Raw genomic sequence first — 22,977 nt, 5'->3', positions numbered from 1 at the left:
GTTTTGAATTTTAAGTTTTTAGTTTTGAGTGTGCCAACTACTAATCATTAACCATTAACAACTGTTCTATAGTATTGATATCTTTGGGAAAGAAATGTTGAAAATTAGCGTTTTGTAATAGATATATACATTCACAATCTTGCAAGGTCTCTAAAAGATGAGAAGCCACCCATACAATATGGGTTTGTGCTAAAGAGCGGAGCAACTGCTTGATATGTAGAGAGGAAGAAATATCCAATCCATTGAAAGGCTCATCAAAGATATAGAGGGTATAGGGTTTCTGTAAGAGGGCATTGTAATATACTTTCTTGCGTATACCTGTAGATAACTGCTTGATAAGTAGTTTTTTATCTATATCAAAAACATAGTTCTTAGAAGGAGCTATACCCAAAAGTTTGCTGTAAAAAGTGTAGAATTCCCCAACGGTAAGATGCTCATATAAGTAAGGTTCTGTAGGGGAAAAAGCCACTTGGTCAGATGAAAGTGTTTTCTTATTATACAAAATTTCTCCTTGGTAAGATTCCAAACCACTAAGGCACTTGAAAAAGGTTGTTTTGCCTGCTCCATTGACTCCTACAACCCCATACAAGCCAGGTTTCTCTATAGTAAGGGAAATATGATTTAGAATAACCCTATCTTGGTAACTCTTTTCTAAGTGATTTATCTGTAACATGTTGGTATTTTTGAATATTTTGTATGGCTAAAAAATAGAAATAGGGGAGTAGTAATAAGGGGAATATATAGAATACGCCTAAGAAAATGGCCATAATTGCAAAAGATTGAGGAAGGGGTTGGTTGAAAAAGGCATATTTGGTAAGTACACCGACTATAGCAACTCCCAAGCAGAGGAATAAAACAGCTATTTCGTCTATACCAAAACATATAAGATAAGTGAGTCCCAAGGGGGAAAAGACTAAGGCTGTATTCTTAATCCCTGCGATAAGTTGGCTATGTAAGTAGTCCTTTCCTCGCTGAGCAGCTATGGTGATATAAGAGGGGTGTTCTCTTTCAAAATAAGGCATGCAACACACTATGCCCATTGCCCCAAAGGCAAAAAGTGCTAAGTTAGGATTGTTATATACACCTGCTATGACCACAAGCCCTATAAGGAAAGGCAAAGAGAAAAGGAGTTTATATTTTCGGAAAGTAGTATGCCAGAGCGGATCTGAAAGAGAAAAGGGGTAAGGTATGGTAAGCTGTCGCTGCGTAAGCCAAGGGATAAGGCAAAGTCCGAAGAAATAGAGTGCAGCCCAAAGGTAATCTCCTTTGCCAATAAGCAGCAGTATAAAGGGTAAATTTTCTATACCATATTCTCCTAATAGAACGCTCCTATAATGAGGATGGGTACAGAGCAAAGGCAAATCTTCCCTACTATTATGATAGGAAAGTGTAGCGAGCGGAAAGAGGATTAAGAGCCAAGACCACGATACATAGTGTAGGTATAGCACATACAATGCCCCTGCCATAGCTGTGATAAGTACAGCAATGGTCAGTAGGTCTCCTTTGGCAAAGAGCCTTCGGTAATAGATATAGGATAGGTATAGGGAAAGTTGCATGAGCTTATAGGCCTTTTCCCTTATGATATCCCTCCCAAAAGGCATCTACTAAGCGCTGTAAGTCTTGACATAATAGAATACTTAGGAGTGCGGCAGTTATTGCTATTAGAAAATTACGTTCTGTACTTGTTTTCATGGATTATTTATTTTGGTTTGGCACTCAAGTTTTGTAAGTTGGTTTTGGGCTTACTGTTTCAGTGTGTTAAAAAATAAATGATTTTTCCAGTTTAGGATTTGATAATCAACCACAAAGATAAGAAAATTATTTGATAAAATAATATCTTTTAATTACACCTATCATATAGATAAACAAATAAAATAATCAAGAACATTATTGTTGTTGTCCAATAAAGTCTTTTGTATTTTTTTTTATAATATTCATTATCTTTCATATTAAATCTTATTTTCCGTTATATCCTTTCTTAAAGCCTTCTATAAATTCTGATCTTCTATCATATAGATAAATGCCAGTTGTAATCATAAAAAACACAGCAGGCCAATTCCTCCTTCAATTCCTTTTAGTTCATTTGAATTTAGGGCTCTAAATTCTTTTAAGCTACCAAGTTTCACTCCTTGAGCTACCTCTTGTTTTTTAGAATTGTATTCATAAAGATAAAATTAAAAATTAATAATTATTCTTTGAGCTTACTTTTATTGTGCACATCTTTAGTAACTAACTCAGTGCAAAGGTATGAAAAAAATTCTAAGAATAGCTTGTTTATAAAGGAATAAAAAATTCTATTTTAGAATATTATAGTGATCTAACTTTATTTATATGTTTTGAAATTATTGTAAATAAAAAATATAAAATAGAATGATTGTTTTATTGTATACCTTTTAATCTTAGAACTAAATAAAATATTTTTCTTTTTGTTGAAAAAATAATAAAAGATATATTTGTATTTTTAAGAAATAAATATTATTTTTGCAGCTGAAACTAAATAATTAGATAATTATGAATAACAATGAAATATTAGAGCGGATAAAAAAAATCCGAAATCTTAGGGGAGTAAAGCAAGAATATATCGCTTTGCAAATGGGGATGTCCCAATCTACCTATTCTAAAATAGAGAATGGTAACCAAAAGCTAACCTTTGAAGTTATAGAAAAAATAGCTGATGTGTTAAACATTCCTATTAATCACTTAACACAAAAAGGGATACAGATCATTCTATGAAAAAAGAGATACTTATTAAGCAACATGATATACGAGATTGTGGAGCGGCTTGTTTGGCTTCTATATATTATGGAAAGTGCAATTGTTGTGGCTAAAAAAAATCTCTTTTTGTTTGTTTTTTTATTTTTTTTATTATACCTTTGCCCAAAATATAGCGATTATGAGTAACGTAATTCCCTTAAAAGAACGTTTGGACTTCCAACAATATCAGTTGGTTATCAATACTTTGGCAAATATAGGAATAGAAATAGCGCCTCCTGGTACGCCGGTGCCCTCACCGGAAGTGGCTGCGGCTCCTTTGAATGAAAATGAACAAGTGTTCAAAATTCATCTCCCGCTGGCCGAACCGCTTTTTCTCACTGATAAAAGAGGAGGGGAGATGCTGGTGGTGACACGACAGACCTATGACAAACTGCTAATGAGAGTTGAGGAACTCGAAAGCCTCAATCGATCCCTTAAGGAGAAGCTACAGCAGGCTTCAGCACCTGCCTCAGTGGCTCCTGCGACACCTGTTGCCCCCGCTCCTTCTCATACCATGGCTTTTACGCCTCCAGTGCCTACCCCTCAGGCTCCTACTGCTCCTGTAGTGAGCCCGCCTGTGGTGACTCCACCTTCTGTAGCTGCCCCCATAGCCCCTTCTGCTCCGGCAGTAGCGCAAAGCACTCCTATTCCCAGTGAGACCCCTTCCTTTGGTAGTTTGGATTCGTTAGGAACTGCTAATCCTCTGGTACCTCATACAGTGACTAAGACAGAGGACTACCACCAAGAACCCGTTCATACGCCGGCGCCTACCTATCAAGCGCCTGCCTCCAGCTCCCTCCACACTTCTTCTGCGGCTAACCTTTCCAATGAGGAGGCCTTAGAACGTGCCAGAAGGATTATTGAGAAATACAAGAAGTAGTGATTGTTAGTTGCTGGTAATACAACTTTTAGATAAAAATAGAGAGGCTGCCCCCCAAGGGACAGCCTCTCTTAATTGGGCTTATCACCAGTAATAAGTAACTGGTGATTAACCACTAAAATCTAAAATACATGAAAAGATGCACGGAGGAATACATAGCGGCCGTTTAGTCCAAATTGGGAGGTAGCTCGTGAATAGATAAACTGCTCATTATTGTTGTTGGTCTTCACATTTTTCTCTGGATAGAGATCGAAGAGGTTGTTTACTCCCAAAGAGAGGGAGATCTTAGGGGTAAAGTTGTAAGCTACGGACAGGTCGGTGATTACCTTGCCGCGAACCACTTGGTGACCAAGCTCGTCGAATACATATTCGCTGGTACGCTTGTTGGGGGCTACGATATCAGGGGCAGTAGCCTGGCCATAGTAGGTATTGCGCAAGTAGCCGCTCCATTTGCCTAAGGTAAGGTTGTGCGATAGGGTAGCCTTAAAGCGTGGGATCACTTCTTCTAAGAGGACACGGGAGCGCTCAGAGAAGAACTTTTCTTCCAAGCCAGCTGCTTTGATAGCTCTTGGGGTGTGTATGTCTCCTACCTTACGGGTTTGGGTAAGGTTGAAAGCAAAATCATTGTTCAGGCTGAACTTATTCGCTTGTAGGGAGTGGCTTACTACCACATCTATTCCCTTGGTTTCTACATCTACCGCATTGGAAAAGAATTGTACTTTATCTACATTGATGACATCGAATAGCTGTTTGAGTTCTTGCTCTGCAGGAGAGTTGCCTCGGGGACGGTCGAAGGCCTCGGTTAGGATAATACGGTCATCGACACGGATAAAGTAAGTATCGGCACTAAGGGAAAGGCCTGCTTTGGGGATTTTTAGGGCAAATCCAGCACTGAGCGATTTGGATTTTTCTTCTTGTAACTCCTCTATTCCAAAGAGCTTGGCAGCACGGGAAATATTGTTGAAGGTCACGGTTTCCTGCAAAACACCGTTAATCTGCAAGGTGTTGATATTGGTGTAATATAACTGGTGGATAGAAGGGGCACGGAAGCCAGTGGAGGCAGCCGCGCGGAGGTTCACTTGAGGTAAGAGCTTCACACGGGTAGCGAGCTTGTAGTTGAAGGTATTGCCAAAGTCAGAATAATTCTCATAACGAACAGCGGCATTGGCCAAAAGCCATTGGGTAATATCGGACTCGAACTCTCCATAGCCGGCAAAGACATTGCGTTTTTCACTAAGGGCAGATTCCTTCTTGAAGCCAGGGAGTACCTGAGCTCCTCCGGGAAGGAAATTGCCGAAGAAATCGGTTACCTTCTGTGAGGCAGGGGTATTCAAGGCTCGCACTTGTCCGGAAACGTCATAGATCTCATAGGAGTTTTCAGCACCGGCTATAGTGCTATAGCGCTCATGGCGTTGCTCTAAACCAAAGGAGAGGCTGGACTTACGGAATAACTCAATTGGTCGAGAGAGATCCAAGTTGATCGTATTTTGGGCAAAGCGTAGCTTTCCTGCATCAAAGTAATCAGGAGAGGCAAATCGCAAGCTGGTATTGCCAGTGTTCTTGATCGTATAAGCAAATTCGTTGCGGCCAAAGGTATTGCTTAGGTCGATATGCCAAGCACCCGCTTCGCCGCGAAGTCCGGCAGAGATAGAGGAGTCCTGTATATCGGTGGAGATCAGTGGCAGATAGCCATTGGGGTGAAGTCCGGTAAAGGTACGGGCTTGGTTGGGGCGGCGGAAGAATCCTCCGGCCTCTCCATAGCGATAGCTCTGTCCGCCAAAGGCATAGAGTTCCCATTTGTCAGTGATAGGGAAAGCTGCATTGGCAAAGAATTGGGTACCCAAGAGGCTGGATTGACCTACATGCATGTTGTAGTCCTTGCGGCTAAGCCCTCGGTAGGCGAGTTCCTGCTCGGTAAAGTCCTTATTAAGGATGGTACGTAGGGCAGGGAGGGAGCTTGCACCTTGTATTTGTGCTTGATAGGCGGCATCGAAATAGTCCACCTCTTGCGCATAGCCCTTGATGAGGCCTAATAGGCGTGGGTCGGCATCTACATTGATATTGGAAAAGTAGCGGGAGAGGTTGTCTCCATGGTTGAGGGCACGGCGCTCGATGGCGTTATAGCCGTTGAAGATATCCCCGTCAAAGGTGCCCGCACGGTGGGTTTTGTCGCGGAATTGGGCGGAGAAGGTAAGGTTCAGAAAGCCTCCTTTTTTGCCCAATTCAGTACCGTAGTTGATGTCCAATTGTCCTTGTCCGCCATCGAAGTTGCCACGATGGTCGTTAGCGGTAGGGGTAAGGTGTCCGCCGTAGCTTACTTGGGCGGAGAGGCCTTTCTCTTTTTTGAGTTCGAGGTTCATCACCCCAGCGATAGCGTCGGAGCCATATTGGGCAGCGGCACCATCGCGAAGCACCTCAATACGGGAGAGGGCAAAGGAGGGAATGGTGTTCAGGTCAGTCCCTACGGTACCACGCCCAGGAGTACCATTGACATTGATAAAGGCAGAGGTGTGGCGGCGCTTGCCATTGAGTAGCACCAAGGTCTGGTCGGGGCCTAAGCCTCGGAGCTGGGCAGGGTCAAGGTGGTCAGAGCCATCGGAAACGACTTGTGTGGTTGAGGTAAAAGAGGGGGCGATACTGTTGAGTATCTGGTTGAGGTTCACCTGGGGCTGGGTTTTGCTGGTTTTAGCCACATCGAAGACATCCACCGGTACAGGGCTGTCTATCTTGGTACGTCCACCGGCGCGGGAGCCAACCACCAATACTTCGGTAAGTTCTTCCGCTTCGCTGACCAAGCTTACCACCAGGTTCTTCTGCTTTCCTACTTTCACTTCCTTGCTCTGAAAACCGATGTAGGAGAAGACGAGGGTCTGTTCGGGCTTAGCTTGTATACTGAACTCACCACGCTCATTGGTGGTTGTCCCCTTGTTGGGAACTTCTTTGACTAAGATGGTAACCCCTAATAGAGGTTCCTGTTGGTCGTCAAGCACTTTCCCTTTGAGGGTCTGTGCGCTGGCCACACCTGCCCAAAGTAGCAGGAGTAGGCTCAAAATAGTTTTCTGAAATTCTCGTATCATCTTTATTAATTTTAAGGGTCAATTTTAATTTAAGGATCAATGGTTTAATAAAAAAGAAAGCAACGATGTCACATCATTGCTTTCTTTGATATAATTATAAACTATAGGCAAAAGAAATCATGATGTCTTACATGGGTAAGGCATGGGACAACACATCATCATATTATTTCTTTGAATTAAAAACATCTTTTTTAATGGTTAATTATTAATGGTTAATGGTTAATTTTGTTCAGTGTTCACTGCTCTTCCATATGCCCAGCTCCATGTATTCACTAGCTTTACTATTCAATGTTCACTATTTCGGCTGCAAAGGTAGTAATTATTTTTTAATCACAAAACAAAAAGCAGAAAAAATTTTATTTTTTCTGCTTTTGGTAGATTTGTATTCTGTTTGGTAGGCTTAGAATCCTTCAGCGACATCGTCTCCACGGGGGTCAGCGCCTCCTTCTAAGGTGCCGTCTTTATCGACTAAGATCGCATCCACGCGGCCTATGATGACGAAGTTTTCTTCCTTAGGCAGATAGCCTTTGGCACGGAGCTTGCCAATGACCGCAGGGTCGAAGCCTTTGGGTTCGAACATCACATCATCGGGTAACCATTGGTGGTGGAAGCGGGGCTTGCTTACCGATTCTTGCATAGTCATGCCATATTCGAAGACATTGAGCATACACTGGAGTACCGAAGTGATGATGGTGGAGCCTCCTGGGGTGCCGATGACCATGCGGAGCTTGCCGTTTTCCTCAACAATGGTAGGGGACATGGAGCTGAGCATGCGTTTGCCAGGAGCGATGGCGTTCTTCTCGGAACCTACCAAGCCGTAGGAGTTGGGCACCCCTGGCTTGATACTGAAGTCATCCATTTGGTTGTTGAGGAAGAAGCCGCCGTCTTTTACATATACTTTAGAGCCATAGTTGGTATTAAGGGTAGTGGTTACCGCTACGGCATTTCCTTTGCTATCTACAATGGAGTAATGGGTTGTCTCGTCACTCTCATAACCAGGAATCTGGCCATGGCCTACTTCGCTGGATTTGCTGGCTTTCTCCCAAGTGAAGCTACTCATACGATCTTTAAGATATTTTTCAGAAAGGAGGGTTTCGGTAGGTACTTTCACAAAATCAGGGTCGCCTAAGTAATAAGCACGATCGGCATAGGCACGGCGCTCGGCCTCTACCAATAGCTGTACATATTGCTCGCCATTGTGGGGGTATTGGCCTATCTTATATGGCTCTACCGACTTGAGTATCTGTGCGATACAGAGGCCACCGCTGGAGGGTAGCGGCATGGAGGAGATGGTGTAGTTTTTGTAATTGAAAGTCACCGGAGTACGCCATTGGGAGTGGTAGTTCTTCAAGTCCTCACGGGTGAGGATACCGCCCAATTCTTGTACGTAGTCCACGATGCGCTTAGCGGTCTCTCCTTCGTAGAACTCTGCACGGCCATTGTCACGAATACGTTCCAAAGTCTGAGCCAGTTGCTCGTATTTGAAGCGTTCGCCTGCCTTCCAACCGTTGTCGAAAGGAGTCTTGTAGTTGTTCGCTTTCTTGATTTCGGCCAAGTTCTTTCCCATATAGAAGTCGGCTTGTAGGGGGGTGATGACCACTCCATTGCGAGCCAGGTCGATCGCAGGCTGGAAGAGTTCGGCGATTGGGAGCGAACCGAATTTTTTATGTACCTCGAAGAGGCCATCAATCGTACCAGGTACCCCTACGGCCAAGGCACCGAGGGTACTCTTGTCCTGGATGACATTGCCTTGGGCATCCAAGTACATATCGCGATGTGCCTTACCAGGAGCTTTTTCGCGGTAGTCCAAGGCGCCTTTTTCACCATTGGCCAAGCGGTAGACCATAAAGCCCCCACCCCCTATGTTCCCAGCATTGGGATAGGCTACGGCCAAGGCTAATTCGGTAGCAATCATCGCATCGAAGGCGTTGCCTCCTTTTTTAAGAATCGCCAAACCAATCTTGGAGGCTTCTTCCTTGGCACTGACGACCATACCATGCTTGGCAAGCACTCCTTTTTGCTTTCCCATTGTAGTCTTGGGCACACTACAAGCCGCCACTACCAATAGTAGCAGTGCGGCTGACCATGAAAGGATTTTCTTTGTAATCATATTTATGTATTTTTATTTTGCAAATATAGGTATTTTTTTAAAATAAATCAAAAAAAATAGCTTCTTCTCCTAAATTATTTTTTTATAGTGACTAAGCTCGCTAAATAAGACACTGTAGGATACTTTAATCATTAGCGATTAATTCTATTCGGAGAATTAACAATTAATAATTGACTTTTGATTTTTAATTTCGTAACTTTGCAGGCTGTTTAACATGCACTTCATGAAGCAAATTTTTGGATATTTCTTACTTATAGGTCTGAGCCTGGTAGGGGGAGGCTGCAAGCGGGACAAAGCGCCTGCCCCTGTGGCACCACAGCAGCAGGCAGCCCCTAAGCCGGTTTATGAATATGGCTTTAATCTATTGGAATACAAGGTGGTAAAGGATACCCTTCGCGCGGGAGATACCTTCGGCGCATTGCTCAACACCCATGGGGTTCCTGCCGATAAGGTAGCCCAGATCGCAGCCCTCTCCAAGGAGCTGATTCAGCCCCGTAGCTTCAAAGTGGGACAGCCTTATGCGCTTATCTTTGATAAGAAGCTCCCCGATTCCTTGGCGTATTTTGTCTATCAGCCCGATTTGCTACACTTTGTAGAGGTCAAGACCCGAGACTCCATTGCCATTCGCCGTATTGATCGCAAGCTTTCCATCATAGAACGTGAAGGGGGAGGCTATATCAAGAACAACCTTATCGACGATATGACCAAGGCTGGCCTATCCTTTGCGGCAGCTTATAAGCTCTACCAGATTTTCGACTATACCATCGATTTTTTCAACCTTCAGGAGGATGATAAGTTTAAGATTATCTATGATGAGCGTTACGTAGATGATACTATTAACGCCGGCTTGGATCGTGTCAAAGCTGCTTTCTTCGAGCACAAAGGCAAGCCTTACTATGCTTTCTATTTCGAGGCGGACACCACCCGTTCTGGGGGGTATTATGATGAGAATGCTAATATGATGAAGCGTATGTTCCTCAAATCTCCTTTGGATATCTTTCGCATCACCTCTCATTATGGAATGCGCTATCACCCAATCCTCCACCAGATGAAAGGACACTTCGGTACCGACTATGCGGCTCCTACAGGTACTCCCATCCGCGCTACAGCCAGCGGTACAGTCACCCAAGCGGGATTTACCAATGGGAATGGGAACTATGTAAAAATCAAGCACGATGGTACCTACGAAACTCAATACCTACATATGTCCAAGATTATCGCGCGCCGCGGACAGCATGTAGCCCAAGGAGAGGTCATTGGCTTGGTGGGAAGTACCGGGCTGGCCACCGGGCCGCATGTGTGCTACCGCTTTTGGAAGAATGGGGTACAGGTGGATCCGCTCAAGGAAAAACTCCCAGAGGCAACACCTATCGATAGCAAGCTCAAGCCGCGCTACTTAGAAACCATCGCTCCGCTTAAAAAACAACTCGATGCGGTGCCCTATACCCAAATACAAACCACTGAGCCTGCCCAAATGACGGCGGATACCCTTAAGTCTCGGTAAACTAAACTCAAAAAGATGAATATACTAAGATTTATCACGGCCGGTAGTGTAGATGACGGGAAAAGTACCCTCATCGGCCGATTGCTATACGATAGTAAGAGTATCTTGGCCGACCAGCTTGAGGTGCTCGAACAGCAGTCCAAAAATAAAAACGAAGATGGGGTTGATTTGGCTATCCTGACCGATGGCCTCCGTGCCGAACGCGAACAGGGAATCACCATCGATGTGGCTTATCGCTATTTTGCTACCGATAAGCGCAAGTTTATCATCGCTGATGCTCCTGGGCATACACAGTATACCCGCAATATGATCACGGGAGCTTCCAACTCCGACCTGATTATCATCCTCATCGATGCCCGTAATGGGGTCACCGAGCAAACCCGCCGGCACTCTATCATTGCTTCCTTGCTCAATATTCCTAAGGTAGTGGTTGCAGTCAATAAAATGGACTTGGTGGATTATTCTCAGGAGGTTTTTGAAGCAATTAAGAAGGACTACGAAGCCATCGCGCAGCGCTTGCACCTCAAGCAGGTGTATTACTTCCCTATTTCCGCCTTTGTAGGCGACAATATTGTCAATACCACCGAGGCTATGCCTTGGTATAAGGGAGAGTCGCTCTTACACTTTTTGGAAAAGGTGGAAATAGACACTCATAGCTACGACCAACCGCGCTTTCAAGTACAATATGTAATTCGTCCCCAAACAGAAGCCCTACACGATTATCGTGGCTATGCGGGGCAAGTTCTCTCGGGCACCTACCGCATAGGTGACCCTATTGTAATTCTCCCCGAAGAGATCTCCACGACCCTTGCCAAGATAGAAGTAGATGGTAAGGAAGTCACGGAGGCTACTGCGGGTATGCCGGTAGTCTTCCATATTGCCGACGATATCGATATCTCCCGAGGGGATTACTTTGTCCATCCCGATAAGCAGCCCTATAGCGAACAGACGGTAGAGGCAACACTCTGCTGGATGGATCGCCGTGAGTTGCGCCCAGGGGGTAAGTATCTGCTGCAACAGCGTAGCCGCCTTACCAAGGTCATTGTCAAGGAAATTATCTATAAGATAGATGTCAATACACTGGAGCAAACCACCGAGGTAGAAAGCCTTAAACTCAACGAAATCGCAAGAGTACAGCTCCGAGCCGCAGCGCCCCTTGTCTATGACCCTTTCCAAGAAAACCCTTCCATGGGGAGCGCTATCCTTATTGATGAGACCAGCAATGCTACTGTGGGGGGAGTGCTTATAAGTGAAGAGTGAAAAATGAAGGATAAAGCAAAAAGTTTTATTGTAAGTCTATTCAACAAGGTAAAAAATAATGAAATTGTTTCTAAAGACTACTGCTTTGCCGAGCTAACTCTTGAAGCAATGAATATATTAAAAATATAAAAGATGAGTTAAAATCCTTACTCAACACGTCCGATAACGCATCTGGATTATTAGCCCAGCGAGTCTATGATTTTAACTCATCTCCAAGCACAAAAGTACAACATCTTTTAGAATTCACCAAAGACTTTAACTAAAACCAACAACTAAAAGCTAAAAAATGGATACCTCTACAACTACTGTAGGAACTGAAAAAACCGCTAAGCCTCAATGGCTGAGAGTAAAGCTCCCTACAGGGAAAAAATATACTGAATTGCGTAGCTTGGTGGACAAATACCAGCTCAATACGATCTGTACCTCCGGAAGTTGCCCCAATATGGGCGAGTGCTGGGGGCATGGTACGGCTACCTTTATGATTTTGGGTAATATCTGTACGCGCTCCTGCGGTTTCTGCGGGGTGAAAACAGGTCGGCCTGATACCATCGACTGGGAGGAACCGGAGAAAGTAGCGCGCTCTATCAAGCTGATGAATATCACCCATGCCGTGATTACTTCCGTTGACCGAGATGACCTCAAGGATATGGGTAGCATTATCTGGGCAGAGACCGTCAAGGCCATTCGCCGTATGAACCCTAAGACGACCTTAGAGACCCTTATTCCCGATTTCCAAGGGGTGGAGCGCAACCTCAACCGTATATTGGCTGTTGCTCCCGAGGTGATCTCCCACAATATGGAGACCGTACGCCGCCTCACCCGCGAGGTACGTATCCAAGCCCAATATGACCGCAGCCTTGGGGTGCTTCGCTACCTAAAGGAAAACGGTGCTCATCGTACCAAATCGGGTATTATGCTCGGCTTAGGCGAAACGGAAGAGGAGGTTATCCAAACCCTTTACGACCTCAAAGAAGCCAAAGTAGATGTGGTGACCATCGGTCAGTACCTACAGCCCTCTAAGAAACACCTGCCCGTAAAGCAATTCATCACCCCTGACCAGTTCCAAAAATACAAGGAAATAGGCGACTCCTTAGGCTTCCGCCACTTCGAAAGTAGTGCCTTGGTGAGGTCTTCTTATAAGGCGTATAAGCACGTTTTATAAAGACTAATGGTTAATGATTAATAGCAAATGACAAGTGACTAACGACTAATATTACTCTGATTATTAATCGTTAGTCACTTGTCATTCATCACTAGTCATTAGTCATTATTAGTAGTTATCCGTCGGAGCAACAAAGACTTCTTCCTTGTGTTTTACGCCACTGATACGCTCTTGTAGGTGTTGGAATATCACAAAAAGTACCGGAATGACGATCAGTCCAAAGAAAGTACCGATGAGCTGCCCTATAGCAGCACCCGTGGCTACCGAACGGTTACCTGCGGCTCCTACTCCGGTGGCAAATACTAACGGCAAGAGCCCCACGATAAAGGCAAAGGAGGTCATCAAGATAGGGCGCAGACGTGCCATAGCCGCATTGATGGCTGCCTTAGAAAGACTCTCCCCATGTCGGCGCCTTTGTACGGCAAACTCCACAATCAAGATGGCATTCTTGGCCAACAGACCCATGAGCATGATCAATGAGATCTGGAAGTAGATATTGTTCTCCAAACCAAAGAGCCACTGACCTAAATAAGCCCCAAAGATACCAAAAGGCAAAGACATCAGTACCGAAAGCGGCAGGATATAGCTCTCATACTGAGCCGATAGGATAAAGTAGGTAAATACCAAGCTCAAGAGGAAAATGACAATCGTCTGTGAGCCAGCATTTTGTTCCTCACGGGAAAGCCCTGTATAGTCAATACTATAGTTTGCATTAAGCGTTTGAGCTGCTACTTCTTCAACAGCTTTTACTACATCACCCGTACTATAGCCCTCATTGTTGGCTGCCGAAATATCTACCGAAGTGTAGAGGTTATAACGGCTTATCGCTTGAGGACCAAATACTCTTTGCATAGTAACATATTCTGAAAGCGGCGCCATCTCGCCACTACCTGTACGTATGAACATACCATTGAGGCTATTTACATCTTTACGATCTTCAGGTAAAGCTTGTACCATTACACGGAATTGCTTACCATAGAGGGTAAAGTCGGTGGCATAGTAGCCCCCAATATAGTTTTGTAGAGCAGAAAGGATTTCGCTTACTGAAATACCCGATTGCATAGCGCGTTCTACATTGATATTCATTTGGTATTGAGGGTAATTGGTGTTAAAAGAGGTTTGGGCGTACTTCACTTCGGGTCGAGCATTGAGAGCCGCCATAAACCCTTGGGCTGTTTGATTGATTTCTGTAACATCGGCACCCGATTTGTTTAGTAAGGCAAATGATACCCCTGCCCCCATACCAAATCCCGATACAGCAGGCGGCTGGAAGAAAAGAATACGCGCATCCTTGATCTTAGAAGCAGCGGCAAAAGCTTTGCCTATGATGGCATCTATACTTTGGTCAGGGTGTTTAGCGCGTTCCTCAAAAGGTTTGAGGGTAAAAAAGCCCATACCATTGTTACTACCTGCCCCAGAGAGCATCCCATTTCCTGTTACAAAAGTAAAGTTCTCTACTCCCGGTATATTGTCCAAGTCCTTACTTACCTCTCGTAACTGATTGGCTACACGCTCCATTGAAGCCCCAGGAATCATAGAAGCATCCATAAGTATGAAGCCTTGGTCTTCGTTGGGGACAAATCCCTTTTGTAAGTTATTATTCGCAAAGTAAATTCCTGCTCCTGCTATAGCAAAGAGTACTAAGGTGACCCACTTATGACGAAGGAAGAAGGTGAAAGTCTGTCCGTACTTAAGCGTAGCGGCATCAAAAGCTATATTGAACTTATGGAAGAACTTGCCCATCCAGGATTTTTCTTCGTATTCCTTATCTCCATGATGTTTGAGGAAGAGCGAACAGAGTACCGGACTGAGAGTAAGCGCATTGACTGCCGAAATAAAGATCGCAACAATCAAAGTAACCCCAAATTGTTTATAGAACACCCCTGTTGTTCCCTCAATAAAGGTGACGGGAACAAATACCGCTGCCATCACCAAGGTAATAGAGATAATCGCCCCTGTAATTTCGTTCATCGCCGAAATGGTGGCTGGCTTGGCTTTCTCGTGCGTCTGTTCCATCTTGGCATGGACGGCCTCCACCACGACAATGGCATCGTCCACCACAATACCAATGGCCAATACCAAAGCAAACAAGGTAAGCATATTGATAGAGTAACCAAAGAGATTGAGGAAGAAGAAAGTCCCTATAATAGAGACAGGTACCGCTATAGCAGGAATCAATGTAGAACGGAAATCTTGTAGGAAAAGATATACCACCAAAAACACCAACAAGAAGGCTTCCAAGAGGGTAGAAACCACCTTAGAAATGGCCGCATTGAGGAAGGTATTTACGTTGAAGTTGATCGAATAAGTTACTCCTTCAGGGAGTGTTTTTTCGATAGACTTGAGATATGTTTCTATGTTCTGTACCACCACATGTGCATTAGCCCCTGGTGTCTGAGAAATTCCCATGGCAATAGCGGGACGCCCCTTACTCTCGGAGAAACTCGTATAGCCCATGGCATCAAGCTCCACCTTAGCTACATCTTTCAAGCGAAGGATACGCCCTCCGTCCATAGCTTTAAGCACAATGTTTTCATACTCGGAAACTTTATTATATTTTCCTTTGTACTTAATAGTATATTCGTAGGAGCTACCACTATTCTGCCCCAAGGTACCGGCAGCCGCTTCCAAGCTCTGAGAAGAAATGGCTGCAGTAACCTCTGTTGGGTTCAGCTTATATGCCTGAAGCTTCTGTGGGTCTAGCCATATACGCATGGAGTAGTTCTTTCCACCAAACTCCTCCGCATCGCCTACCCCAGTGATACGCTTGAGTCCTGGAATGACATTGATCGCCAAGTAATTCTCTAAGAACACCTCGTCAATTTCTGGGTTGTCAGAGAAGAAAGTAAGGAACATCAGGTTCCCCGCCTCACGTTTCTCTACGGTTACTCCTGCCTGCTTTACCTCGGCAGGGAGAATTGCATTGGCGTAGGATACACGATTTTGTACTAATACAGCAGCATTGTCAGGATCCATTCCATTTTTGAAATATACCGTGATGTTGGCCGCTCCACTATTGGAAGCAGAGGAGACAATATAGTCCATATTCTCTACTCCATTGATTTGTTCTTCGAGCGGAATTACCACCGCCTTGAGTACGGTCTCGGCATTGGCACCCCCATAGTTAGCCCTTACTGATACGGTTACAGGGGCAATATCAGGGTATTGCGATACAGGAAGAGATAGGATTCCCAATACTCCCAAGATCACTATCAAGATAGAAATTACCGTTGATAGTACGGGTCTGTTAATAAAACTTTTGATCATATAACACTAATTATTCTTTGTTCGTTTTTTAAATTATTTGAAAGGGCGAATTGCCTCTCTTTGAAGGGCGAATTGCAATTCGCCCCTACAGCTAAAATTCTTGGCGGGTAGGGCGCAGCGTAATCTCGTTGATAGCTACTTCTTCAGGTTCACCTATAGCATAGGCGATGGCACGGGCTACGGAGGAGGCGGGAATCTCATATTCCTTATAGAAGGCCTGTATGTTGGCACTGGCTTCAGGGTCGGAGCTACCATACTTGAGTTCGCTCTCCACCGCCCCAGGGTAGAGGGTGGTGACACGGATATTATCCTTAGCTACTTCCACACGTAAGCCCTCACTAATGGCTTTGACGGCGAACTTGGTGCTGCTATACACCGTTCCACGACCTGCTGCCACTCGCAATCCTGCTACCGACGATAGGTTGATGATGTGTCCGCTGTGCTGCTGTTGCATGGTAGGCAATACCGCTGCGATGCCATAGAGCACCCCTTTTACATTAATATCAATCATCTTGTCCCATTCTTCCACTTTGAGTTTGTCCAAAGTGGCTTGAGGCATAATCCCTGCATTGTTAATCAGTACATCGATACGGCCATACCTCTTGAGGGTCTCCTCTGCAATACGCTCCACATCGCTTTGTACAGCCACATCGGCGACTACCACGAGGGCTTCGCCCCCTTGAGCGGTAATTTCCGCGGCTAATTTCTCCAAACGATCTTTACGACGAGCCGCTAAAACTACCTTAGCTTCATATTTTGCCAATAGCAAGGCGGTAGCTTCTCCAAGGCCACTGCTGGCACCGGTGATAATCACTATTTTATTTTTGATATTTTCGGTCATGTATTTAATGTGTTGATTTATTAATTTGTCAATTAGCTAATTGCCTAAGTGACTGTTTCTGTTTGCCCTGTGCATCAAAATTCTCAGGGGAGAGCCATTGTTCAAAGGCGCGTTTGTTAGCTTCCCATTCCTTATCTATCATAGCAAACCACGCCGTATCGCGCGAACGCCCTTTGTAAACCACTGCCTGCCTGAATGTACCTTCATATACAAAACCCAAGCGCTCCGCAGCACGGCGCGAAGGCGCATTAAGGCTATCGCATTTCCATTCGTAGCGCCTATACTGGAGGGTCTCAAACACATATTTTGCCAAGAGATACTGTGCCTCTGTAGCCATACGTGTACGCTGCAAGGCAGGTGAGTAGTTCACCCACCCCACTTCTATCACTCTGTTTTTAGGGTCTATACGCATTAGGGCAAGCGTACCCACTGCTTTTTGGGTTTGCTTGTCTACAATCGCCAGAAAATAAGGATCGGCAGAGGCTTCCTGCTTGGTGAGTAAAGCGTGCAACTCCTCTTTGTTCTTTGCAGGAGCTATAGAAAGGTACGTCCAATCGGGCATTACAGCATTGGCTTCCAAATAGAAATCACTCAAATCGTCTAAGTGTTTGGCTACCAAAAGAGGTTCCAACAGGCAATAATTTCCCTCTAAAAGGGTTATATGAGGGGTTTCTCCTACTGAAAAATTAGGTAATGCATCCCCTATGGGTTGATTATATTGGTTTGTGTTCATTGTATATTTTTAGATAATCGGTTGATACGCCAAGCATTTGTCTACCACTTCCTCGACAGTGGGGTCGTAGGAGGAAATATCCATAGTGCGGGCGTTGTAGTTTTCCGGATAGAAGAATAACGAACTACCCTCGGGGTGAGGTACATTGCGATCGAAGCGCTCCATTAGCTCCTCTTGGCGATCGTCATCGGATTCTTCTATGATTTGGTTCCCTAATTGTATGAGTTCTTCTCGGGTCATTCGGTAAAAAAATAAGTTTTTATACTATTTAGAGGCAATCGTTCTCAGTGCCTTTTTTACAATATATTTGGTTTCTTTGGTAGGACTTTCGCGTTCCCAACGCTCACAAAGAGCTGTTACGAAATCGGGGCGGGTTTTGCTCGCATCATTCAGCCAGTTCCCTACGCTATCTTGTACATACTTTGCCTTATCGGACTTCAATTTGTCTAATATAGGCAAATACACCTCTGGTTTTTCTTTCAAGGCTTCTATATGAGCACACCAAACACCCCGCGGGCGCAAGGCTTCTGTACTAAACCTTCGGATATTCTCATCTTCGCTTTCTGCCCAATGGGAAAGAAAAGCAATTGAAAAGTCTAAATGCTCGCTCATTTCGGGACGTAACGCCATCCAAATGATCTCACGAACGCCAAAATGACTATCGGCTACCAAAGGTTTTAGTTTGTGTAGCTTATCTTCTAAAGGGATTTCGGTATGCAAAGCTACCAAATAACAAGCATAACAGCGCACCGAATCGGACAAATGCGTGCTAAGTTGCTTAAAAAAAGGCTCATAGAGATCGGTATTTGTATATTTTTTGTATAACAATGCCCCTACGAGCCTAATCGTATTCATTGTAGAGGGTTTCTTTTGCTGATGGATTTGGCAAACCAACTCTTCAATGATATCTTTATCCATCTCCAAAGCAGGAAAAACAGACGCTACCAGCTGTGAATGATCTACAGCCAACCATTCGGTAAGGTTTACCGTTTCTATACGCCCCGCATTTAATAACGAAAGCACTTCGGGAGGTATAGCAACCGCCTTTTGAGCCCCTTTTCTGTTTTTGATGTCTTCGGTCATAAAAATAATTTGTCAATTAGGAAATTTCTACGGAGTGATAGTAACGATTTTTCCTTCACGACGAATCATAATCTTTTGATTATTCTTGCGCTTTAGGGCAATCATTCGCTCATAAGCAAGAAATAAACCTTTTAGAAGTTTATCTTTCATAATTATTTTTCTCGCGCCATTACAACCTGCTATGATATAGAGTTGCTTTTTATTACTCATTATCTAATTGCCTAATTGTCTCATTGTCTAATTATCAAACACTTCTATGGTTTCTTCTTTGAGGACAAAATCGGTGAATTTGCCCTTGTAGCGGGTAGCCTTTACGATATGGTTGTCTATCCAGTGGTAATTACCCCCACGAGGTTTGCCAAAGATGATGCCATGGTACTTAAAGCCATACTTATCAAGCCACTGTTCGGTAATCTCGCGGAGTGCTTCGGTGCGTGAGGTGAAAAAATAGATTATATGACCTTGGTCATACCATTTGTTCACCTGCGCCAGCGCATCGGGGAATACCTCGGCTGTAATCATTTTCTCGGGTTGTTCGTTGGGAATGTCCTCGCATATAGTACCATCAATATCAATGAGGTAGTTCTTCACTCCTTCGGGCAATATAGGGTTCTTATGCCCATGCGCGTCTTCTTGTAAGGTAAATTTTTCAATCATAATTTATTAGTTATATAGGTAAATTTTTTAATTAGTCAATTAGAAAATTAGCAAATTTCTATGGAGTTATAGTAACGATTTTGCCTTCTCTCCAAACTACTATTTTCTGTTGGTTCTTGCGTTTTTCGGCAATCATTCGCTCATAAGCAAGATCTAAACCTTTTAAAAGTTTATCTTTTAGACTCTCTTTCTTAGTTCCTTTCTTTTTCATAATTATTTTTCATTAAGTTAAACTTGTCGTTGTTATAAATTACTATATCCTTATTGTTTTTCTTTTGAGCTATAAGTTCCTTTCTTCCTTCTGAATTATCAAATATATAACAAATATCTACCATATCCATATAGATAGCAAAGAGATTGGCAATCCCGTTATGATACCTTGGTTTTTCCCGCGCCATTACAACCTGCTATGATATAGAGTTGTTTGCTCATTCTGTTGTATTTATATATTGGCTATATATATATTCTTCAAATTTTCCTGACCGCAAAGCTATTGTGCTACATTTACTCATCTCTATCCACAGGCTCTTTAGTAAGAAGATTTTGAAAGTCGGAAAAGTTTTCAGCTACTTTCTCACAAAACATATCGTGATACCAAATCCAAAGCGAACCGTCGTGCAGGTTGATAAACACAAATCCTTCATTCACAGCACCTATAGCAAAAGCTGATTGGAGTTCTTCGGGGGTTAAAGTGTCTTCATCACGGGTTTGCAACATCGAAAAATCAATATCATCACGAGTAAAGAAAGCATAATTGCAGAAAGATTTGCTATAAGTATACGACAAGAGATACTCTTTGCTCCAGACTTCAATCTCGGTACTGTGTTCGTATTCTGTATGAGGGAACATTGTGAGCCATTCGGGGAAGGTCTCTCCCTTTTCAATACTGTTTACATACTCTTTTGGGAGCTCTCTCCCTAAATATGTTGTAGGTAATACTTCGTTGTTCATAGGTTTGTTATATTTAGTTATATATATTCTTCAAATTTTCCTGACCGCAAGGCTTGCGTTTGCTCCGCTACAAGGTTTTGCATCTGCTCTTGTAGGGCTGTATCTTTACTATTATTGACAATAATTACCCTTGTAGCACGGAGTATCAGGCTCTTACGCATTGAAAACTCAAGCAGTAAATCATTCTCTTTTACAGCTTTTTTTAGTACTTGTTCGCGTTCTTTTATCGCTTCTAACGAAAGAATATTAGCAAAAAAGTTAGTAAAAAGATCTTGCGCCCCCTCAATAGGGTAACCTCTTTATAGCGGGCAAAAATAGTCTCTTTTTGCGCCTCTGTACACAGCGGATTGTTATAGAAAACGGATAAAATATCCCCAAAAGTATCCCATAGTGGAAACTCTTCATCTAATGGTAACTTGATAACCTCCTCATAATAATACATTATGGGTTCATATTTCTCTTCTATATGAAAGCTATCCAACAACGATTCCAACAGAAAACTATCACTATGGCGCTTGATACGGAATTTTTGTATCTTTTTAAGCCGTTGCCACAATCTTTTTTCTGCATCGGTGGTACAAAAAGGAGCTATTTCTGATAGATATAAATTCATTTTCTTTTTATGATTATTCTGTCATTTCAAGAAACCACTTCAAAAAAGGGTCTGTAATAGGTTCATCATTCATATTATGTGGAGTTACAACCTCTAAACCTATCTTAGGGATAGTGGTATGAAAGGTATTTTGTACCCACTCTTGGTATTGGGTATTGGGGTGAACGAATGTATTGTCTTTGTTGCTATTAGGAAGGAGTGGATAATCCTCATCCCAGCAAATCTCATCATAGCCAATAGCCAAAAGACGCAAGAAATCCAAAGCGTTTTTCACCAATATACAGGTCATCATAGCGCCTGAACCCGACCCAATATGCACGATCTGGGTACATCCTTCATCGTCGAGCCACAAGGCACATTCTGAACCATCAGCACCACTCTGCGCGAAGACGAGCAAACGGCGTCTTACTTCATCCTTATGTTTTTTGTAATAATTCTCCAACACTTCCTCTCGGTCAATGTTTTTTAATACCGAAAAAGCAATGTCAGTACCTCCTTCTCGTTCCTCTTCTTTCCAGCTTTCTCTTAGCTTATCTTGTGGATAGAGATATCCATAACGAATGCCTTCATTCTCTGAATAATAGCCGTTATCCTCTATCCACTGGTAAAGTTAGCGGAGTTCCTCAGGGATTTGCATTCCCTTAGGGAGGGCATTTTTTAATTGTTGTAATAAAATATTTTTCATTTTTCTTTACGATTCATACATCATCGCATCATACCAACCTTCAAAGTCCTCATTTAATCCATTATCCTCTATGCCCATAGGTACAAAAATATCTATTCCACTGGTACGTATAGGCGCTCTGTAGAAGTTCAATTGCTTTTTTACCACTTGCCATTTGTACGTCTCCTCACCCCTAATCATACGCACTATTTGAGTGGTTCCCCTGTAGTCTACCCACAAGGCTACCATAGAACCGCTGTATAGATTTTCGGCAATCATCAAAAAACGCTCAGCAGCATCGTCGACATTCTTGCCAAAAGAAATGGTTAGGAGTTCTTTGCGAAAGTTTTCTTCTTCCACAAAGAAAGCAATATCAATATCTACATTGGGGTCATCACTAAGATAGGTCTCCCTAAAAGCACTTTTAGGATAGAGATACCCATAACGTACCCCATCATCTGAGTCCTCATAATAGCCGTTATCCTCTATCCACTGGTAGAGTTGGCGGAGTTCCTCTGGGATTTGCATTCCCTTAGGGAGGGCATTTTCTAATTGTTGCAATAAGATGTTCGGCATCATTAAAACTATTTTTTAGTTGCTCGTTTGGGTTTTTCAAGTGTTTTTATTTCATTACCTAAAACGGTAATTACTTGATTGTTGGAAATAGGTCGCAGATCTATTTTTGGTGAATAGTCATTTACTATTTTTTGGGTGACTTCCTTAAAAGGAAAGTTTAAATAATGAGGCAAAAAATAAAAATCTACCAAATGTAAGCCTGAATAATCAGTGAGTTCAGTAACTTTTTTAGTCTCGTCCATATCGCTAACAAATTCAATAGTAGGAGAGGCAATGATAGAACCCGCTGAAGTACCTATGTGCAACTTTCCCTTATTAATTTGTTCTATAAGTAGCTTGTCAGTCCCTTTCTTTTTTAGTTCTTGCATTAGGTAGAATGTATTCCCTCCAGAAATGAAAATATAATCATTTCGCTCTAATGCTTGGGCTATTTCTTCGGTAGTAGCAGTAGAAACTTCTAATTCTTCTATGATAAGACCTAATTTTTCAAAGGCTTTTCTATCATCATCTACATAAAAACGCACTTTTTCTACCAAACTTGCTGTTGGGATAAAAGCCAATTTTTTCTCTTTTACGGGTTCACCTGCAAAATCTTCAAACAATTTTGCTACTGAACTAAATGATGAGGTTAAAAATAATCTTTTCATTTGTGACAATAATTGCTGTTATTGGACGGTGGAGGCACGAGCTACAAGCTCGCGCCAGCGAGGGGAATTGCCTTACATACGCTGCTTCGCAGACTTTGCCCCTACACATACCACAAAAGCGATGTTACTAATAATCGAAAGTAAATAGGACGATACGGCTTATGGGCTCATAAAGCATAATGATATAGCCACCAGAAC

General features: G+C 43.2%; 23 protein-coding genes. 5 read left to right on the top strand and 18 right to left on the bottom strand.

The features are described from left to right. Positions 1-40: 40 nt before the first annotated feature. Together HMPREF1551_RS08430 and HMPREF1551_RS08425 are read right to left on the bottom strand one after the other, a co-directional pair. Positions 41-673 carry an ABC transporter ATP-binding protein gene (locus HMPREF1551_RS08430; protein ID WP_034544565.1) on the bottom strand — a complete coding sequence of 211 codons (633 nt, stop codon included), beginning with the start codon at positions 671-673 and terminating at the stop codon, positions 41-43. Next, positions 633-1,601: a hypothetical protein gene (locus tag HMPREF1551_RS08425; RefSeq protein ID WP_021628685.1), complete on the bottom strand. Its 969-nt coding sequence runs from the start codon at positions 1,599-1,601 to the stop codon at positions 633-635. Before HMPREF1551_RS08425 ends, HMPREF1551_RS08430 begins: the two co-directional genes overlap by 41 nt. 910 nt (positions 1,602-2,511) lie before the next feature. On the opposite strand from HMPREF1551_RS08425, the gene HMPREF1551_RS08420 reads away from it, so the two are divergent. Next, positions 2,512-2,733 (top strand): helix-turn-helix domain-containing protein, encoded by a 222-nt coding sequence (locus tag HMPREF1551_RS08420; RefSeq protein WP_021628683.1) that lies wholly within the window; start codon positions 2,512-2,514, stop codon positions 2,731-2,733. Between the two features lie 160 nt (positions 2,734-2,893). Continuing rightward, positions 2,894-3,634, top strand: coding sequence for a hypothetical protein (locus HMPREF1551_RS08415; protein ID WP_021628681.1), 741 nt, complete (start codon positions 2,894-2,896; stop codon positions 3,632-3,634). A gap of 122 nt (positions 3,635-3,756) precedes the next feature. On the opposite strand, the gene HMPREF1551_RS08410 is transcribed toward HMPREF1551_RS08415, so the two are convergent. Together HMPREF1551_RS08410 and ggt are read right to left on the bottom strand one after the other, a co-directional pair. Further along, the gene (locus HMPREF1551_RS08410; protein ID WP_021628680.1) at positions 3,757-6,711 is read right to left on the bottom strand and encodes a TonB-dependent receptor; all 2,955 of its coding nucleotides are present in this window, start codon (positions 6,709-6,711) and stop codon (positions 3,757-3,759) included. Between the two features lie 400 nt (positions 6,712-7,111). After that, entirely contained in the window at positions 7,112-8,821 is a 1,710-nt protein-coding gene (ggt, locus tag HMPREF1551_RS08405; protein ID WP_021628678.1) for a gamma-glutamyltransferase, read from the bottom strand. Positions 8,822-9,044: 223 nt separating this feature from the next. Between ggt and HMPREF1551_RS08400 the strand changes: the two genes are divergently transcribed. The 3 genes from HMPREF1551_RS08400 to lipA all read left to right on the top strand — a co-directional run bounded on the left by HMPREF1551_RS08400 (position 9,045) and on the right by lipA (position 12,747). Beyond that, a complete protein-coding gene (locus tag HMPREF1551_RS08400) occupies positions 9,045-10,325 on the top strand; it encodes a M23 family metallopeptidase (RefSeq protein ID WP_051317858.1) in 1,281 nt (426 codons plus the stop codon). 15 nt (positions 10,326-10,340) lie between these two features. After that, positions 10,341-11,585: a sulfate adenylyltransferase subunit 1 gene (locus tag HMPREF1551_RS08395; RefSeq protein WP_021628676.1), complete on the top strand. Its 1,245-nt coding sequence runs from the start codon at positions 10,341-10,343 to the stop codon at positions 11,583-11,585. Positions 11,586-11,871: 286 nt separating this feature from the next. After that, positions 11,872-12,747: a lipoyl synthase gene (gene lipA, locus HMPREF1551_RS08390; protein ID WP_021628674.1), complete on the top strand. Its 876-nt coding sequence runs from the start codon at positions 11,872-11,874 to the stop codon at positions 12,745-12,747. A 108-nt stretch (positions 12,748-12,855) separates the two neighbouring features. Here lipA and HMPREF1551_RS08385 read toward each other — a convergent pair whose 3' ends face one another. From HMPREF1551_RS08385 to HMPREF1551_RS08325, 14 genes are all read right to left on the bottom strand, one after another. Further along, positions 12,856-16,014, bottom strand: a complete 3,159-nt coding sequence (locus HMPREF1551_RS08385; protein ID WP_021628673.1) for an efflux RND transporter permease subunit — start codon at positions 16,012-16,014, stop codon at positions 12,856-12,858. A gap of 91 nt (positions 16,015-16,105) precedes the next feature. Further along, the gene (locus tag HMPREF1551_RS08380) at positions 16,106-16,855 is read right to left on the bottom strand and encodes an SDR family oxidoreductase (protein WP_021628672.1); all 750 of its coding nucleotides are present in this window, start codon (positions 16,853-16,855) and stop codon (positions 16,106-16,108) included. A gap of 28 nt (positions 16,856-16,883) precedes the next feature. Next, positions 16,884-17,588 (bottom strand): GNAT family N-acetyltransferase, encoded by a 705-nt coding sequence (locus HMPREF1551_RS08375; RefSeq protein WP_021628671.1) that lies wholly within the window; start codon positions 17,586-17,588, stop codon positions 16,884-16,886. A 9-nt stretch (positions 17,589-17,597) separates the two neighbouring features. Next, complete coding sequence (locus HMPREF1551_RS08370; RefSeq protein ID WP_021628670.1) at positions 17,598-17,828, bottom strand: bacteriocin immunity protein; 231 nt, start codon at positions 17,826-17,828, stop codon at positions 17,598-17,600. A gap of 24 nt (positions 17,829-17,852) precedes the next feature. Continuing rightward, the gene (locus HMPREF1551_RS08365; protein ID WP_021628669.1) at positions 17,853-18,671 is read right to left on the bottom strand and encodes a DNA alkylation repair protein; all 819 of its coding nucleotides are present in this window, start codon (positions 18,669-18,671) and stop codon (positions 17,853-17,855) included. A gap of 27 nt (positions 18,672-18,698) precedes the next feature. Continuing rightward, positions 18,699-18,881, bottom strand: coding sequence for a hypothetical protein (locus HMPREF1551_RS08360; protein WP_021628668.1), 183 nt, complete (start codon positions 18,879-18,881; stop codon positions 18,699-18,701). A gap of 27 nt (positions 18,882-18,908) precedes the next feature. After that, positions 18,909-19,328, bottom strand: coding sequence for a hypothetical protein (locus tag HMPREF1551_RS08355; RefSeq protein WP_021628667.1), 420 nt, complete (start codon positions 19,326-19,328; stop codon positions 18,909-18,911). 58 nt (positions 19,329-19,386) lie between these two features. Beyond that, positions 19,387-19,539: a hypothetical protein gene (locus HMPREF1551_RS14010; RefSeq protein WP_021628666.1), complete on the bottom strand. Its 153-nt coding sequence runs from the start codon at positions 19,537-19,539 to the stop codon at positions 19,387-19,389. A 293-nt stretch (positions 19,540-19,832) separates the two neighbouring features. Continuing rightward, entirely contained in the window at positions 19,833-20,279 is a 447-nt protein-coding gene (locus HMPREF1551_RS08345) for a hypothetical protein (protein WP_021628664.1), read from the bottom strand. 17 nt (positions 20,280-20,296) lie between these two features. After that, positions 20,297-20,440 (bottom strand): hypothetical protein, encoded by a 144-nt coding sequence (locus HMPREF1551_RS14245; protein WP_021628663.1) that lies wholly within the window; start codon positions 20,438-20,440, stop codon positions 20,297-20,299. Positions 20,441-20,511: 71 nt separating this feature from the next. Continuing rightward, the gene (locus HMPREF1551_RS14240) at positions 20,512-20,892 is read right to left on the bottom strand and encodes a hypothetical protein (protein WP_021628662.1); all 381 of its coding nucleotides are present in this window, start codon (positions 20,890-20,892) and stop codon (positions 20,512-20,514) included. A gap of 13 nt (positions 20,893-20,905) precedes the next feature. Then, on the bottom strand, positions 20,906-21,334 hold the full coding sequence (locus HMPREF1551_RS14235) for a hypothetical protein (protein ID WP_231374972.1): 429 nt from the start codon (positions 21,332-21,334) through the stop codon (positions 20,906-20,908). 249 nt (positions 21,335-21,583) lie between these two features. Further along, positions 21,584-22,132, bottom strand: a complete 549-nt coding sequence (locus HMPREF1551_RS08330; protein ID WP_034544561.1) for a hypothetical protein — start codon at positions 22,130-22,132, stop codon at positions 21,584-21,586. A gap of 8 nt (positions 22,133-22,140) precedes the next feature. After that, positions 22,141-22,779, bottom strand: coding sequence for a Type 1 glutamine amidotransferase-like domain-containing protein (locus HMPREF1551_RS08325; protein ID WP_021628659.1), 639 nt, complete (start codon positions 22,777-22,779; stop codon positions 22,141-22,143). Between the last annotated feature and the right edge of the window lie 198 nt (positions 22,780-22,977).

The organism is Capnocytophaga sp. oral taxon 863 str. F0517, assembly GCF_000466425.1.
Lineage (GTDB): Bacteria > Bacteroidota > Bacteroidia > Flavobacteriales > Flavobacteriaceae > Capnocytophaga.
The sequence above is the reverse complement of the archived record's forward strand: the minus strand, read 5'-3'. Positions and strand labels throughout refer to the sequence as shown.

What these genes read in the sequence shown, in the direction of transcription:
- HMPREF1551_RS14240 (WP_021628662.1), bottom strand. Translation starts at nt 20,892, where the DNA reads ATGAATTTATATCTATCAGAAATAGCTCCTTTTTGTACCACCGATGCA.
- HMPREF1551_RS08395 (WP_021628676.1), top strand. Translation starts at nt 10,341, where the DNA reads ATGAATATACTAAGATTTATCACGGCCGGTAGTGTAGATGACGGGAAA.
- HMPREF1551_RS08425 (WP_021628685.1), bottom strand. Translation starts at nt 1,601, where the DNA reads ATGCCTTTTGGGAGGGATATCATAAGGGAAAAGGCCTATAAGCTCATG.
- HMPREF1551_RS08415 (WP_021628681.1), top strand. Translation starts at nt 2,894, where the DNA reads ATGAGTAACGTAATTCCCTTAAAAGAACGTTTGGACTTCCAACAATAT.
- HMPREF1551_RS08325 (WP_021628659.1), bottom strand. Translation starts at nt 22,779, where the DNA reads ATGAAAAGATTATTTTTAACCTCATCATTTAGTTCAGTAGCAAAATTG.
- HMPREF1551_RS08330 (WP_034544561.1), bottom strand. Translation starts at nt 22,132, where the DNA reads ATGCCGAACATCTTATTGCAACAATTAGAAAATGCCCTCCCTAAGGGA.
- HMPREF1551_RS08365 (WP_021628669.1), bottom strand. Translation starts at nt 18,671, where the DNA reads ATGACCGAAGACATCAAAAACAGAAAAGGGGCTCAAAAGGCGGTTGCT.
- HMPREF1551_RS08355 (WP_021628667.1), bottom strand. Translation starts at nt 19,328, where the DNA reads ATGATTGAAAAATTTACCTTACAAGAAGACGCGCATGGGCATAAGAAC.
- HMPREF1551_RS08360 (WP_021628668.1), bottom strand. Translation starts at nt 18,881, where the DNA reads ATGAGTAATAAAAAGCAACTCTATATCATAGCAGGTTGTAATGGCGCG.
- HMPREF1551_RS08345 (WP_021628664.1), bottom strand. Translation starts at nt 20,279, where the DNA reads ATGAACAACGAAGTATTACCTACAACATATTTAGGGAGAGAGCTCCCA.
- HMPREF1551_RS14010 (WP_021628666.1), bottom strand. Translation starts at nt 19,539, where the DNA reads ATGAAAAAGAAAGGAACTAAGAAAGAGAGTCTAAAAGATAAACTTTTA.
- HMPREF1551_RS08370 (WP_021628670.1), bottom strand. Translation starts at nt 17,828, where the DNA reads ATGACCCGAGAAGAACTCATACAATTAGGGAACCAAATCATAGAAGAA.
- HMPREF1551_RS08420 (WP_021628683.1), top strand. Translation starts at nt 2,512, where the DNA reads ATGAATAACAATGAAATATTAGAGCGGATAAAAAAAATCCGAAATCTT.
- lipA (WP_021628674.1), top strand. Translation starts at nt 11,872, where the DNA reads ATGGATACCTCTACAACTACTGTAGGAACTGAAAAAACCGCTAAGCCT.
- HMPREF1551_RS08385 (WP_021628673.1), bottom strand. Translation starts at nt 16,014, where the DNA reads ATGATCAAAAGTTTTATTAACAGACCCGTACTATCAACGGTAATTTCT.
- HMPREF1551_RS08400 (WP_051317858.1), top strand. Translation starts at nt 9,045, where the DNA reads ATGAAGCAAATTTTTGGATATTTCTTACTTATAGGTCTGAGCCTGGTA.
- ggt (WP_021628678.1), bottom strand. Translation starts at nt 8,821, where the DNA reads ATGATTACAAAGAAAATCCTTTCATGGTCAGCCGCACTGCTACTATTG.
- HMPREF1551_RS14245 (WP_021628663.1), bottom strand. Translation starts at nt 20,440, where the DNA reads ATGCGTAAGAGCCTGATACTCCGTGCTACAAGGGTAATTATTGTCAAT.
- HMPREF1551_RS08375 (WP_021628671.1), bottom strand. Translation starts at nt 17,588, where the DNA reads ATGAACACAAACCAATATAATCAACCCATAGGGGATGCATTACCTAAT.
- HMPREF1551_RS08430 (WP_034544565.1), bottom strand. Translation starts at nt 673, where the DNA reads ATGTTACAGATAAATCACTTAGAAAAGAGTTACCAAGATAGGGTTATT.
- HMPREF1551_RS08410 (WP_021628680.1), bottom strand. Translation starts at nt 6,711, where the DNA reads ATGATACGAGAATTTCAGAAAACTATTTTGAGCCTACTCCTGCTACTT.
- HMPREF1551_RS08380 (WP_021628672.1), bottom strand. Translation starts at nt 16,855, where the DNA reads ATGACCGAAAATATCAAAAATAAAATAGTGATTATCACCGGTGCCAGC.